At 65.1% G+C, this 13,225-nt stretch carries 15 protein-coding genes; 11 read left to right on the top strand and 4 right to left on the bottom strand.

The window, feature by feature from the left end:
• Positions 1-135: 135 nt before the first annotated feature.
• The 4 genes from ON44_RS26345 to ON44_RS26330 form a co-directional block, all read right to left on the bottom strand.
• Positions 136-1,506 carry a phosphomannomutase/phosphoglucomutase gene (locus ON44_RS26345; protein WP_174415138.1) on the bottom strand — a complete coding sequence of 457 codons (1,371 nt, stop codon included), beginning with the start codon at positions 1,504-1,506 and terminating at the stop codon, positions 136-138.
• Positions 1,507-1,567: 61 nt separating this feature from the next.
• Positions 1,568-1,948 carry a DUF3499 domain-containing protein gene (locus ON44_RS26340; RefSeq protein ID WP_083898166.1) on the bottom strand — a complete coding sequence of 127 codons (381 nt, stop codon included), beginning with the start codon at positions 1,946-1,948 and terminating at the stop codon, positions 1,568-1,570.
• Between the two features lie 105 nt (positions 1,949-2,053).
• Positions 2,054-2,533: a metallopeptidase family protein gene (locus tag ON44_RS26335; RefSeq protein ID WP_169338101.1), complete on the bottom strand. Its 480-nt coding sequence runs from the start codon at positions 2,531-2,533 to the stop codon at positions 2,054-2,056.
• Positions 2,534-2,593: 60 nt separating this feature from the next.
• Positions 2,594-2,827, bottom strand: a complete 234-nt coding sequence (locus ON44_RS26330) for a WhiB family transcriptional regulator (RefSeq protein WP_029901515.1) — start codon at positions 2,825-2,827, stop codon at positions 2,594-2,596.
• A gap of 528 nt (positions 2,828-3,355) precedes the next feature.
• Between ON44_RS26330 and cofD the strand changes: the two genes are divergently transcribed.
• The 11 genes from cofD to mtrA form a co-directional block, all read left to right on the top strand.
• Positions 3,356-4,423 (top strand): 2-phospho-L-lactate transferase, encoded by a 1,068-nt coding sequence (cofD, locus tag ON44_RS26325; RefSeq protein ID WP_245567345.1) that lies wholly within the window; start codon positions 3,356-3,358, stop codon positions 4,421-4,423.
• The gene (locus ON44_RS26320) at positions 4,420-5,787 is read left to right on the top strand and encodes a coenzyme F420-0:L-glutamate ligase (protein ID WP_040694912.1); all 1,368 of its coding nucleotides are present in this window, start codon (positions 4,420-4,422) and stop codon (positions 5,785-5,787) included. Before cofD ends, ON44_RS26320 begins: the two co-directional genes overlap by 4 nt.
• Before the next feature lie 76 nt (positions 5,788-5,863).
• Positions 5,864-6,379, top strand: a complete 516-nt coding sequence (locus ON44_RS26315) for an NUDIX hydrolase (RefSeq protein WP_040694911.1) — start codon at positions 5,864-5,866, stop codon at positions 6,377-6,379.
• Between the two features lie 208 nt (positions 6,380-6,587).
• The gene (locus tag ON44_RS26310; RefSeq protein WP_040694910.1) at positions 6,588-7,826 is read left to right on the top strand and encodes an alkane 1-monooxygenase; all 1,239 of its coding nucleotides are present in this window, start codon (positions 6,588-6,590) and stop codon (positions 7,824-7,826) included.
• A 2-nt stretch (positions 7,827-7,828) separates the two neighbouring features.
• Positions 7,829-8,002 carry a rubredoxin gene (locus ON44_RS26305; protein WP_040694908.1) on the top strand — a complete coding sequence of 58 codons (174 nt, stop codon included), beginning with the start codon at positions 7,829-7,831 and terminating at the stop codon, positions 8,000-8,002.
• A complete protein-coding gene (locus ON44_RS26300; RefSeq protein ID WP_040694906.1) occupies positions 7,999-8,181 on the top strand; it encodes a rubredoxin in 183 nt (60 codons plus the stop codon). The genes ON44_RS26305 and ON44_RS26300 overlap by 4 nt, the downstream gene beginning before the upstream one ends.
• 39 nt (positions 8,182-8,220) lie before the next feature.
• The gene (locus ON44_RS26295; RefSeq protein ID WP_040694935.1) at positions 8,221-8,841 is read left to right on the top strand and encodes a TetR/AcrR family transcriptional regulator; all 621 of its coding nucleotides are present in this window, start codon (positions 8,221-8,223) and stop codon (positions 8,839-8,841) included.
• Between the two features lie 278 nt (positions 8,842-9,119).
• On the top strand, positions 9,120-10,190 hold the full coding sequence (locus tag ON44_RS26290) for an alkane 1-monooxygenase (protein WP_245567344.1): 1,071 nt from the start codon (positions 9,120-9,122) through the stop codon (positions 10,188-10,190).
• 69 nt (positions 10,191-10,259) lie between these two features.
• Entirely contained in the window at positions 10,260-11,744 is a 1,485-nt protein-coding gene (gene ahcY / locus ON44_RS26285; protein ID WP_040694903.1) for an adenosylhomocysteinase, read from the top strand.
• Between the two features lie 101 nt (positions 11,745-11,845).
• A complete protein-coding gene (locus ON44_RS26280) occupies positions 11,846-12,493 on the top strand; it encodes a dTMP kinase (RefSeq protein WP_040694901.1) in 648 nt (215 codons plus the stop codon).
• Between the two features lie 78 nt (positions 12,494-12,571).
• On the top strand, positions 12,572-13,225 hold a 654-nt coding region (gene mtrA / locus ON44_RS26275; RefSeq protein ID WP_040694898.1), incomplete at its 3' end, for an MtrAB system response regulator MtrA.

Below are 13,225 nucleotides of genomic sequence, written 5' to 3'. Positions count from 1 at the left end.
AACGTCTGTAATTCCACTATTCCAGTCAGGAGCGAACGATGCTCAGAATCGCGGTATCGGGCTGAGCCGTCCCCTTCCTCGGGCGTCGAATCGTGAGCCTGCGCGTCCATTCCGGCTGTGATTCCACTATCCCAGTCAGGACCGGACGATGCTCAGAATCTCGGTCACGAGTGCGCCTACCTCCTCCGTCGACCGGGCCTCGACATTCAGCCGCAGCAACGGTTCGGTATTCGACGCGCGGAGATTGAACCAGGCGTCATCGGCGAGCTGGACGGTGACCCCGTCCAACCGGTCCACCGATACGGCCCGATCCCCGAATGCGTCCACTACAGCCATCGTCCGCTCCTTCGCGTCCGCCACTGTCGAGTTGATCTCTCCGGACGCCGCATATGTTTCGTACGACGACATGAGCTCCGAAATCGGCCGGTCTTTCTCGCCGAGCGCCGCGAGCACGTGCAGGGCCGCGAGCATGCCGGAATCGGCGCCCCAGAAATCGCGGAAGTAGTAGTGCGCGGAATGCTCACCGCCGAATACCGCGCCGGTGGCCGCCATCTCCTGCTTGATGAACGAATGCCCGACCCGGGTGCGCACCGGGGTGCCGCCGAGTTCGTGCACGAGTTCGGGCACCGCGTGCGAGGTGATCAGGTTGTGGATGATGACCGCGCCCGGTTCCTTGGCCAGCTCACGCTCGGCGACCAGCGCGGTGATAGCCGATGGCGAAATCGGATCGCCGTTCTCGTCCACCACGAAACAGCGGTCGGCGTCGCCGTCGAAGGCGAGGCCGATATCGGCGCCGGACTTGCGGACCAGCTCCTGCAGATCCTCCAGATTCTTCGGATCGAGCGGATTGGCCTCGTGATTGGGGAACGAGCCGTCCAGTTCGAAGTAGAGCGGCACCAGGGTCAGCTGCGCCACGGTGCCCAGCACCTCGGGCACGGTGTGCCCGCCCATGCCGTTGCCTGCGTCCACCGCGACGGTGAGCGGGCGGATATCGTCGAGATCGACCAGCCCGCGCAGGAACTTCGCGTAATCGGCCAGCAGATCGACTTTCGTGGCGCTGCCCGGCGTTCCGGCGTAGCCCGGTACCCCGTTGATCACCTCGTCCTTGATCGTCGCCAGACCGGTGTCCTGACCGACCGGAAGCGCCTTCGCACGGCACAGCTTGATGCCGTTGTAGCGGGCCGGATTGTGGCTGGCGGTGAACATCGCGCCGGGACAATCGAGGTCACCCGAGGCGAAGTAGAGCTGATCGGTCGAGGCGAGTCCGATGTGCACCACGTCGAGGCCCTGGCCGAGTACGCCGTCGGCGAAGGCGGCGGCCAGTTCCGGGGAGGACTCGCGCATATCGTGTCCGATGACCACGCGGGTCGCGCCCTCGGCGCGCATCAACCGCGCGAACGCGGCCCCCACATCCTTGACGAATTCTCCGTCGATCTGTTCACCGACGACCCCGCGAACGTCATAAGCCTTGATCACCGCGTTCACGAATTCGGCAGAGCGGGCCACAGTCATGGTGACCACCCTAGTGGCTCGCGCCGACGCCCCTGACACGGTCCCGTCCCGACTACTAGCTGGGCGGGTCCGGGAGTACTCGGAGGTGTCCGCGCCGGCCGGTGCGCGTGGCGCGCGGTGCGGGCGGGGCGTAATCGGAATAGCCACGCTGGTCGTGCTCCGGGGGACGGCGGCGCAGTCCGGCCTCGCGGACCGCTTCGGCCAATGCCGTCAGATCATCGTCATCCGGTGTGCTGGAAGAGAATCCGCCTTCGTGGCGAACCATTTCCCAACCCTTTGGTGCGGTGATGCGGGAAGCATGTGTTTCACACAGATCCCAGGAATGCGGTTCGGCCACCGTCGCGAGTGGCCCGACCACCGCGGTCGAGTCGGAGTACACGTAGGTGAGCGTCGCAACAGCGGGATTCTTGCAACCTGGTCGGCAGCAACGACGCATGGGGATCACGCCGATGAGAGTAACGCGCTCGACGTTCCGATGTGCTCAGACACGCTAAGGATTCGGCGTTTTCGGGCGAGTTCACCCCGCTCGGCGGTGTGTTCGTCACGCGCCTTCGGGATCGATGATGTCCGGATCGACGCCGAGATAGGTGGCGATCTGTTGGACGAGGACTTCGCGCAGTAGATCGACCAGATCGTCGGGATCACCCGCGCGCAGTTCGAGTGGCTTGCGGAACAACACAACTCGGGCGCGGGTGGCCACGCCGTGCCGGTCCACGCCGGCTGGAATGAGTCGCGAGAGCGGCACCGGTCCGTCGGCCACCACCTCGTCCGGCCAGGTGACCGAATCCGGGTGCAGCGGACGGATTTTCGGCACGTCGTCGACCGCGATATCGAGCTTGGTGAGTCGATCGTGCCACCGGGTGTCCAGGGGCGCGAAGGCCTCCAGGACCAGCCGGTCGAACTGCTGCCCCCTGGTGCGCCAGGCCGGCACCGTCGGTGGGAGCATCGGCCCGCGCACCCCGCGCCCACGACGGATCACCGATCGTGCGGTCGGTGGACGACGATTACGTGAACGGGCCATGACTAAAACTTAGTCAGCCCGCCTCTGCTATGCGCACCCGAGGCGGGCCGACGCGAAGTTCTAGCCGATGCCGCGCTTCAGGCGGCGCCGCTCTCGTTCGGAGAGGCCGCCCCAGATGCCGAAGCGTTCATCGTGTGCGAGCGCGTATTCCAGGCACTCGTCGCGTACCTCGCAGCCCATGCAGATCCGTTTGGCCTCACGGGTCGAGCCGCCCTTCTCGGGGAAGAACGCCTCCGGATCGGTCTGTGCGCACAGGGCACGTTCCTGCCACTGCTCCTCGATCGATTCGAACATCTCGTCGAAGCCCGTCACGACCAAGTTGAGCCGGGGTGCTGTCACTCCGTCGGTCATCTCAGGCTCGATCCGGTCCGGTTCGATCCGACCGATCTCTGCGCAGACGCCACGTGCTGCGCCTGCTGTGGAATCGGTTTGCGATACGCCGCCCGGCATGCCCGAAGGGGCCAGCTCATTGGCCATCGCTCCGCCTCCTCACTGTGTGTTAGCGCAGATTGATTCTTTCCGTCGGACCAACACGCACACCGACGGCCGTACCCCGCGACGTTGTCCCGCGGACATCCCCGAGCTTGCCACCTCGGTGCGAACACCTGTTCGAAAACCCGTCCGCGCGTTCAACTCTCGCGCGAACCCGAAATGACATGACTGTGATTAGACACGCCGAACGTGTCGATGGTCAAGCCGCCGTCGCAATTCCGTTACTATCCGCTACCGCTTTCCGTAGCTGATCTTGAACACGGAACAGCAAATGACCGGCAAATACAGCGCGAACCGCGGTCGCTCCGGCAGCGCATAGGCTGTGTCGATGTGACTCCACAACAAGCGGACACCGCACCCGCAAGTGGGCCCAAGATCGCCGTCCTGGTGGGCGGGGTCGGCGGCGCGCGCTTCCTTCAGGGCGTCCGGGAACTACTGCCCGATGCGGATGTTTCCGCCATCGTCAATGTCGGTGACGACGTCTGGATGCACGGCCTCCGGATCTGCCCCGACCTCGATACCTGCATGTACACGCTCGGCGGCGGAATTGATACCGAACGCGGTTGGGGTCGGGTCGCCGAAACCTGGCACGCCAAGGAAGAACTGGCCAAATACCATGCCCAGCCCGATTGGTTCGGTTTGGGGGATCGCGATATCGCGACGCACTTGGTTCGAACCGAAATGCTGCGTGCCGGGTACCCGCTCTCCGCGGTCACCGAGGCGTTGTGCAACCGGTGGCAGCCGGGCGTAAAACTCATCCCGGCTACCGACGATCGTTGCGAAACACATGTTGTTGTCAGCGACCCCGACAACCCTGGCGAACGCCGCGCGATCCATTTCCAAGAGTGGTGGGTTCGCTACCGCGCAGACATCGAGACGCACGGATTCGCCACAATTGGGGCCGATGACGCCAAACCGGCACCAAATGTGACGCAGATCATAGCCGAGGCCGACGCGGTGCTACTGGCCCCGTCCAACCCCGTGGTGAGCATCGGCGCCATCCTCGCGGTGCCCGGCATTCGCGGCGCACTGCGCACCACGGAGGCCAAGGTGATCGGCATCTCGGGCGTGATCGACGGAAAGCCGCTGCGCGGTATGGCCGATGAATGCCTCTCGGTGATCGGCGTGGAAACCACCGCCGAGGCGATCGGGCGCCACTACGGCGCGCGCTCGGCCACCGGCATCCTGGACGGATGGCTGATCCACAGCACCGATACCGCGGATGTGCCCGGTGTCGAAGTGCGTAGCGTGCCGCTATTGATGACCGATCCGCCGACCACCGCCGAAATGGTGCGGGAGGCGCTCGACCTGGTTGGCGTGAGCGAGCGCAGCGAGCGAACCAAAGACACAGCGCCGCCGGTCATGGCGGCACCGAGCGTCAGCGAGGTGAAGCCATGAGTAGTACGCAAGAGCCATTGACGGAACCGGCCGATCACGCGGCGGGGGAGTTGCGGATCCTGCCGATCACCGGGCTGCCGGAATTCCGGCCCGGCGACGATCTCGCCGAACATATCGCCGCCGCCGCGCCCTGGTTGGTCGACGGCGACATCCTGGTCGTCACGAGCAAGATCGTCGCCAAGGTCGAGGGCCGTATCGTCGAGGCGCCGCTGGATCCGGAGGAGCGCGATACCGCGCGCCGCGCGTTGGTCGAGCAGGAGGCGGTGCGCGTACTCGCGCGCAAGGGTCGCACGCTGATCACCGAGAACAAGCTCGGGATCGTGCAGGCCGCTTCCGGGGTGGACGGATCCAATGTCGAGCAGGGTGAGCTCGTGCTGCTGCCATCGGATCCGGATGGGAGTGCGAAGGCGTTGCGCACCGCGCTGTCCGGGCGGCTCGGGGTGGACGTCGCGGTGATCGTCACCGACACCATGGGTCGGGCCTGGCGCAATGGGCAGACCGATACCGCCATCGGTGCCGCCGGATTGCGGGTGCTGCACGACTATGCGGGCGTGGTCGACGGGCAGGGCAATGAACTGCATGTCACCCAGGTGGCGGTGGCCGATGAATTGGCCGCCGCCGCAGATCTGGTGAAGGGCAAGCTCGGTGGTGTCCCGGTCGCGGTGGTGCGCGGGCTGCCGGTCACCGATGACGGCTCCTGCGCCGCGGATCTGCTGCGCGGTGGCATCGATGACCTGTTCTGGCTCGGCACGGCCGAGGCGATCGAGCGGGGGCGCTCCGAGGCGTTGCTGCTGCGTCGCTCGATCCGTCAATTCGCCGATACCCCAGTCGATCCCGAACGTATCCGCGCCGCGGTGGCGAAGGCGCTCACCGCGCCCGCGCCGCATCACACCCGTCCGGTGCGCTTCGTCTGGGTCCGCAAGCCCGGTCTGCGCGCGCAGCTGTTGGAGGCCATGGCCGAACGGTGGCGGGCCGATCTCACCGCGGACGGTCTCGATCCGGAGCGGGTGGAACGTCGCATCGCCCGCGGCCGCATTCTGCACGACGCACCCGAGGTGATCATCCCGTTCTGCGTGCCCGATGGCGCACATGACTATCCGGATGAGCGGCGGCGCGGCAACGAACGCACCATGTTCACCGTCGCGGTGGGCGCGGCGGTACAGGGGCTGCTCGTCGCGCTGGCCACCGAGGGCATCGGCAGCTGCTGGATCGGCTCGACCATCTTCGCTCCGGAGACCACCCGCGAGGTTCTCGGCCTTGCCGGCGACTGGAACCCCTTGGGCGCCATTGCGATCGGCCACCCCCTCGAAGAACTCACCCCACGTCCGGTCTTCGGCCCGGGCCCCGGCCTGGTTGAACTGTGAGCGAGCGCCTGCGAGTGAACCATGAGCACAGTGCGCCCCCGCGCACGACGGAGCCGAGCGTCGGCGAGGCGCATTCGTGAGCGCGAGTTCGCTGCACGCCTCGGCAACGCAGTTACTGGAGACGTGGAAGCCGACGGGGGTCGATGCCTCGCTGCGCGAGGCGATGCTGGCCTTCCTCGGATCCGCACCGCGCGGGTGTCTGCGCGAGCACGCACCCGGTCACATCACGGCCTCTGCCGTCGTCTTTTCGCACGATGAGCGCGAGGTGCTGCTGACGCTGCACCCGCGGGTCGGCCGTTGGATCCAACTCGGCGGCCACTGCGAGGAGGGTGACGAGACGGTGGCCGATGCCGCGCTGCGGGAGGCGACCGAGGAGTCCGGCATGACGGGCCTGCGCATGGAGGCTGAACTCTATGGTGCGCAGGCCCATCCGATCACCTGCTCGCTCGGCGTCCCGACCCGTCACCTCGACCTGCTGTTCCGCATCGTCGCGCCGCCCGGTGCGGTCCCGATCCGCAGCCATGAATCCACCGATCTGCGCTGGTGGCCGGTCGACGCATTGCCCGATAACGCCGACGTCCTGCTGCGCTGAATCTGCGCAGATCGATCGCCGCGTCATCCCGCATTCCACGGGATGACGCGGCGATCGTCGTATCGGGCGTGCGGTGTCCGATTTGCCGTTTCCGCCAGTCTTTACAAATTCATAAATTTGTCTAGACAGGAGACAAGTTGATCTCTAATGTCCAAGTTAGTGGTACTGCACATCACATGTGATGTGCTGCTTGGATGAGGAGACAACGATGTCCACGGAAACCCATGCGCCTGGCCGCCCGGCCGCAGCGACCGATTGGCGCGACCGCAAGCGATACATGTGGCTGTGGGGGTTGTTCGCGCCGACCGGCCTTTTCACCATCGGCCTTCCGCTGGTCTGGGCATTCAACGAATTCGGCTGGCACGGGTTGGCGCAAGTGCCGTTCTGGCTGGGTCCGGTGCTGGTCTACGTGGTGATCCCGCTGGCCGATATCTTCTTCGGCCCGGATGGCGATAATCCGCCCGACGAGGTAATGGAGTACCTGGAGAACGACAAGTACTACCGCTATCTCACCTACCTCTACCTGCCGTTCCAGTACGCGACGCTGATCTTGGGGTGCTACCTGATCACGGCGGACAACCTGAGCTGGCTCGGCATCGACGGCGGGCTGCACATCGTCGACAAGATCGGCCTGGCCATCACCATCGGCATGATCGGCGGCATCGGCATCAATACCGCGCACGAACTCGGCCACAAGAAGGTCGATCTGGAGCGCTGGCTGTCGCGCATCGCCCTGGCTCAGTCCTGCTACGGCCACTTCTATATCGAGCACAACCGCGGCCATCACGTACGTGTCGCGACGCCCGAGGATCCCGCGAGTTCCCGTGTCGGCGAATCGTTCTGGGCCTTCTGGCCGCGCACAGTGCGGGGCAGCTTCGTCTCCTCGTGGCGGCTGGAGAAGGCCCGGTTGGATCGGCTGGGCAAGAAGTCGTGGAGTCTGCGGAACGAGGTCCTCAGCGCCTGGCTGATGTCGGTGGCGTTGTTCGCCGTCCTGCTCGCGGTGTTCGGCATCGGTCTGCTGCCGTATCTGATCCTCCAGGCGGTCGTCGGCTTCAGCCTGCTGGAGGCGGTCAACTACCTCGAGCACTACGGTCTGGTCCGCCAGCGCACCGCATCCGGTCGGTACGAGCGGCCCGCTCCCGTGCACAGCTGGAACAGCGACCACATCGTCACCAACATCTTCCTGTACCACCTGCAGCGGCACAGTGATCACCACGCGTACCCGACTCGCCGCTATCAGACGCTGCGCAGTTGGGACGGTGCGCCGAATCTGCCGAGCGGCTATGCCAGCATGATCCTGCTCGCCTACTTCCCGCCGCTGTGGCGGCGCGTGATGGACAAGCGGGTGCTCGCGCATTACGGCGGCGATATCACCCGCGCCAATATCCATCCGGCCAAGCGGGACAAGGTGATCGCACGCTACGGCACGGCCGCATCGGAGGCGTGATCATGAGCAGATTTCGTTGTCCCGTCTGCGATTACGTCTACGACGAGCTGAAAGGCGCACCGCACGAAGGGTTTCCGGCGGGCACGGCCTGGGAAAAGATACCCGACGACTGGTGCTGTCCGGACTGCGGCGTGCGCGAGAAGATCGACTTCGAACCGATGGGGGTTCCCAAATGAGTGAATACAAACTGTTTCAATGCATCCAGTGCGGCTTCGAGTACGACGAGGCCAAGGGCTGGCCGGAGGACGGGATCGAGCCGGGCACCCGTTGGGACGACATTCCGGACGATTGGTCCTGCCCGGACTGCGGCGCCGCCAAGGCCGACTTCTACATGGTCGAGATCGAACGGTCGTGAATTTTGACTGCGGCAACCACCCGTGACAACCTCGCGGGTATGCCGCGCAACGGACCCAGAGTTTCCTATCAGGAGGCGGCGCGGGAACTCCTGCGCACCTCCGTCCTGGATTCGATGCGCGAGCTGCTCACCGAGCGGGACTGGTCCAAGATCACCCTCGGTGATGTGGCCACCCGCGCCGGTGTCAGCAGGCAGACCCTCTACAACGAATTCGGTTCGCGCGCCGGGCTTGCACAGTCCTATGCGCTACGCCTGGCCGACGATCTGGTCGATCATGTCGGCTCCGCGATCGACGGCAATGTCGGCGACGCGCGCGCCGCATTCGAAGAGGGGCTACGCGACTTCTTCCAGGCGGCTGCCGCCGACCCGCTGGTCCAGTCGCTGGTCGCCGGTGAGGTGAAGCTGGATCTGTTGCGGCTCATCACCCTTGATGCCGAGCCGTTGCTCGAACATGCGACCGCTCGGCTGTCCGTCGCATTCGAGCACAGCTGGGTGCAGGCGACTGCCGCCGAATCCGATGTGCTGGCACAGGCTTTGGTGCGTATCGCGCTGAGCTACATCCCGACCCCGCCCGCGGCCGGGCGCAATGCGCCCGCCGAATTGAGTGCCGTCTTCAGTCCATACGTCGAGGCGATTCTCGCCGCGCGCGAACGGCACTGATCCCAGCACTGGGAAATTGACCGTTTGCGGCGAGTATGCCCTGATCATGGCTAAATGTGAGGGTGCTTAAAAACCAACCGCCACGCATGTAACGGTTGACATCTTTCGGCGCCAAGCTGCTGTGTAACGGACGTAAGGTCTGTATGTATTGTCATGCGTCGGAGTTAGGGTACTTATTTAGCGGGGCAAACGTGCAAACGGTTGGCAAACCGGCGGGGTCGCCCGACCCTAAACGCCATCTGTGGGTTCTCGGGCTGATCGCTCCTGCGATCGCGTTGTTGCCATCGCAGCTGGTCTTGCGTACTGGCGCCCCGGTCTTCTGGTGGATCGGGCCGATCATCGTATTGATCGTCATCCCGGTGCTGGACTGGGTCGTCGGTGTGGACGGCACCAATCCGCGCGACGAGGATTACGAGTTGCTGTCCAACGATCGGTACTACCGGTGGTGCACCTATCTGTTCCTGCCGGTTCAGTTGGTCGGGCTGGTCATCGCCGCCGTCATGTGGTCGGGCGACGAGCTGGCCGTGGTCGACAAGCTCGGGCTGGCAGCGACTCTCGGGTTCGTCAGCGGTATCGGCATCAACGCGGCGCATGAACTCGGGCATCGGGTCGAACATCTGGAGCGCTGGTTGGCCAAGATTTCGCTCGCGCAATCCGGATACGGACACTTCTTCGTCGAGCACAACCGCGGCCATCACGCGCGGGTGGCGACGCCGGAGGATCCCGCCAGCGCCAGGATGGGCGAATCACTCTGGGAGTTCTTGCCGCGCAGCGTTTCCGGCGGATACCGCTCCGCCATCCGGCTCGAACGCGAGCGCCTCACCCGCAAGGGCAAACGCTGGTTCAGCCTGGACAACCAAGTCCTGCAGGCGTGGGCGATGAGCGTGGTGCTGTTCGGCACGCTGCTGGCGGTCTTCGGCTGGCGCGTGCTGCCGTATCTGGCGCTGCAGGCGGTGATCGGTGTCATGCTGCTGGAGACGGTGAACTACATCGAGCACTATGGGCTGCTGCGGGCCCGCCGACCCAATGGCCTCTACGTGCGCTGCTCGCCGCGCGATAGCTGGAACAGTGACCATCTGGTCACCAACATCTTCCTGTTCCATCTGCAGCGGCACAGCGATCACCACGCGAATCCGGGGCGCCGGTACCAGACCCTGCGCAGTTCGATGCAGGCGCCGCAGCTGCCCGCCGGATACCTGTCCATGATCGTGTTCGCGGCCATCCCGCCGCTGTGGCGACACATCATGGATCACCGCGTACTGGCCCATTACGGCGGCGACATCACCCTCGCGAATATCCAGCCGCGTAAGCGTCGTCGGATCCTGATGTCCTATGGCGTGACCGCGTAGTCCGGCGGGCGCGCTCAGCGGTTAGCCTTAACCCGGTACTGACGAACCAGGAGAGGCTGATAGAGGCAGATGACGACCTCAGAACTTCCCGCACGCACGTCCCTGACCGCCGATGTCCGCAACGGCATCGATTACAAGGTGGCGGACCTGTCGCTGGCCGAATTCGGTCGCAAGGAGATCCGCCTCGCCGAGCACGAGATGCCCGGTCTGATGGCGCTGCGCCGCGAGTACGCGGAGGTGCTGCCGCTGCGGGGTGCGCGCATCTCCGGTTCGCTGCACATGACCATTCAGACCGCCGTGCTGATCGAGACGCTGACGGCGCTGGGCGCCGAGGTCCGCTGGGCCTCCTGCAACATCTTCTCCACCCAGGACCATGCCGCCGCCGCGGTCGTCATCGGACCGCACGGCACCGTGGACGAGCCCAAGGGCACCCCGGTCTTCGCCTGGAAGGGCGAGACCCTGGAGGAATACTGGTGGGCCGCCGAGCAGATGCTGACCTGGCCGGGCGAGCCGGCCAATATGATCCTCGACGACGGCGGTGACGCCACCATGCTCGTGCTGCGCGGCGCGCAGTTCGAGAAGGCGGGTCTGGTGCCGCCGGAGGACGAGGACCACTCGGCCGAATACAAGGTCTTCCTGAACCTGCTGCGCGAGCGCTTCGAAACCGATAAGACCAAGTGGGGCAAGATCGCCGCATCGGTGCAGGGCGTCACCGAGGAAACCACCACCGGCGTGCTGCGGCTCTACCAGTTCGCGGCGGCCGGTGAGTTGGTGTTCCCGGCGATCAACGTCAACGACTCGGTCACCAAGTCCAAGTTCGACAACAAGTACGGCACCCGCCACTCGCTCATCGACGGAATCAACCGGGGCACCGACGTTTTGATCGGTGGCAAGAAGGTGCTGATCTGCGGCTACGGTGACGTCGGCAAGGGCTGCGCGGAATCGCTTGCGGGACAGGGCGCCCGGGTGCAGGTCACCGAGATCGATCCGATCAACGCGCTGCAGGCGCTGATGGACGGCTACGACGTGGTCACCGTGGAGCAGGCAATCGGCCAGGCCGATATCGTCATCACCTCGACCGGCAACAAGGACATCATCACCCTCGACCATATGAAGGCGATGAAGGACCAGGCCATCCTCGGCAATATCGGTCACTTCGACAACGAGATCGATATGGCGGCGCTGGAGCGTTCCGGCGCAACGAAATTGAATATCAAGCCGCAGGTCGACCTGTGGACGTTCAAGGAGTCCGGCAAGTCCATCATCGTGCTGTCCGAGGGGCGGCTGCTGAATCTCGGCAACGCGACCGGACATCCGTCGTTCGTGATGTCGAACAGCTTCTCCAATCAGGTGATCGCGCAGATCGAACTGTGGACCAAGCCGGACGAGTACGACAACGAGGTCTACCGCCTGCCCAAGCATCTGGACGAGAAGGTCGCGCGCATCCACGTCGAGGCGCTCGGCGGCACGCTGACCAAGCTCACCAAGGATCAGGCCGAGTACATCGGCGTCGACGTCGAGGGCCCGTACAAGCCCGAGCACTACCGCTACTGAGCCACCGCAGGTAGCGCCGAAAAGGCCTGTGCCCCGCCGACCGAGCCCGGTCGGCGGGGCGCTGTCGTCAGGTGTCCTGGCCTGGCGGTAGCCTGCTCGCCATGGGCGTGTTGATTGCGGTCGAGGGGCTCGACGGCGCCGGGAAGCGGACGCTGATCGACAGTGTCGTCGCGAACCTGCGTGCGCGGGGCCTGCGCGCGGAAACACTCGCGTTTCCGCGCTATGACCGGTCCGTCCATGCGGATCTCGCGGCCGAGGCATTGCGTGGCGCCCATGGCGATCTCGCCGATTCGGTGCACGGCATGGCGCTGATGTTCGCACTCGATCGGGCCGCGGCGCGCGACGACCTGTCGAAGCTGTTGGCCGACAACGACATCGTGATCCTGGACCGCTACGTGGCCTCAAATGCCGCGTATTCGGCTGCACGGCTCCATCAGTCGGCCGACGGCGAAATCGTGCATTGGGTGGGCGAATTGGAGTTCGGCCGGTTCGAGTTGCCGGTGCCGACGCTGCAGCTGTTGCTGGACGTGCCGACCGAGGTCGCGGCCGAGCGTGCCCGGCTGCGTGGCGAACTCGACGACAGCCGCGCGCTCGATGCGTACGAGCGCGACGGCGGACTACAGCGACGCACCGGCGAGGTGTACCGTGAGCTGGCCGAACGGGACTGGTACGGGCCGTGGTCGAGATACCGATCCGATGACGATCCGGCGACGCTGACTACTCGTTTGGTCGAAATTGTTGCCGGATAAGGTTGGATGTGCGGCGGGATTGCACCAGTGTTGGCGTGGCGGCCCGTTCCGAGCGCGAGAGATGACAACATAGTACTTATGAAGCCGAAGATTCTGGTCGTCGACGACGATATGGCACTCGCTGAGATGCTGACGATCGTCTTGCGCGGGGAAGGGTTCGACCCGCATGTGGTCGGCGACGGCACGCAGGCGCTGGCGGCGGTTCGGGAGATTCGTCCCGATCTGGTGCTGCTCGACCTGATGCTGCCGGGCATGAACGGTATCGACGTGTGCCGGGTGCTGCGGGCCGACTCCGGAGTTCCGATCGTGATGCTCACGGCGAAGACCGATACGGTCGACGTCGTGCTCGGTCTGGAGTCCGGTGCCGACGATTACATCGTCAAACCCTTCAAGCCGAAGGAACTCGTCGCCCGCGTGCGTGCTCGCCTGCGGCGTACCGAGGAGGAGCCCGCCGAGCTGCTCTCCATCGCCGATATCGTCATCGATGTGCCCGCGCACAAGGTGACCCGCGGCGGTGCGCAGATCTCGCTGACTCCGCTGGAGTTCGATCTGCTCGTCGCGCTGGCCCGCAAACCGCGTCAGGTCTTCACCCGTGAGGTCCTGCTCGAGCAGGTATGGGGCTACCGGCACGCGGCCGACACCCGCCTGGTGAACGTGCACGTGCAGCGGTTGCGGGCGAAGGTCGAGAAGGATCCCGAGAACCCGGAGATCGTGCTGACCGTCCGCGGTGTG

The organism is Nocardia vinacea NBRC 16497 (genome assembly GCF_000308835.1).
In the GTDB taxonomy this organism is placed as follows: Bacteria; Actinomycetota; Actinomycetes; order Mycobacteriales; family Mycobacteriaceae; genus Nocardia; species Nocardia vinacea.
The sequence above is the reverse complement of the archived record's forward strand: the minus strand, read 5'-3'. Positions and strand labels throughout refer to the sequence as shown.

Coding starts and splice junctions, on each gene's coding strand:
- ON44_RS26280 (WP_040694901.1), top strand. CDS start 11,846: ATGGGCGTGTTGATTGCGGTCGAGGGGCTCGACGGCGCCGGGAAGCGG.
- ON44_RS26330 (WP_029901515.1), bottom strand. CDS start 2,827: ATGTTCGAATCGATCGAGGAGCAGTGGCAGGAACGTGCCCTGTGCGCA.
- ON44_RS26305 (WP_040694908.1), top strand. CDS start 7,829: ATGAGCAGATTTCGTTGTCCCGTCTGCGATTACGTCTACGACGAGCTG.
- ON44_RS26300 (WP_040694906.1), top strand. CDS start 7,999: ATGAGTGAATACAAACTGTTTCAATGCATCCAGTGCGGCTTCGAGTAC.
- ON44_RS26335 (WP_169338101.1), bottom strand. CDS start 2,533: ATGGCCCGTTCACGTAATCGTCGTCCACCGACCGCACGATCGGTGATC.
- ON44_RS26310 (WP_040694910.1), top strand. CDS start 6,588: ATGTCCACGGAAACCCATGCGCCTGGCCGCCCGGCCGCAGCGACCGAT.
- ON44_RS26340 (WP_083898166.1), bottom strand. CDS start 1,948: ATGCGTCGTTGCTGCCGACCAGGTTGCAAGAATCCCGCTGTTGCGACG.
- ON44_RS26320 (WP_040694912.1), top strand. CDS start 4,420: ATGAGTAGTACGCAAGAGCCATTGACGGAACCGGCCGATCACGCGGCG.
- ON44_RS26295 (WP_040694935.1), top strand. CDS start 8,221: ATGCCGCGCAACGGACCCAGAGTTTCCTATCAGGAGGCGGCGCGGGAA.
- ahcY (WP_040694903.1), top strand. CDS start 10,260: ATGACGACCTCAGAACTTCCCGCACGCACGTCCCTGACCGCCGATGTC.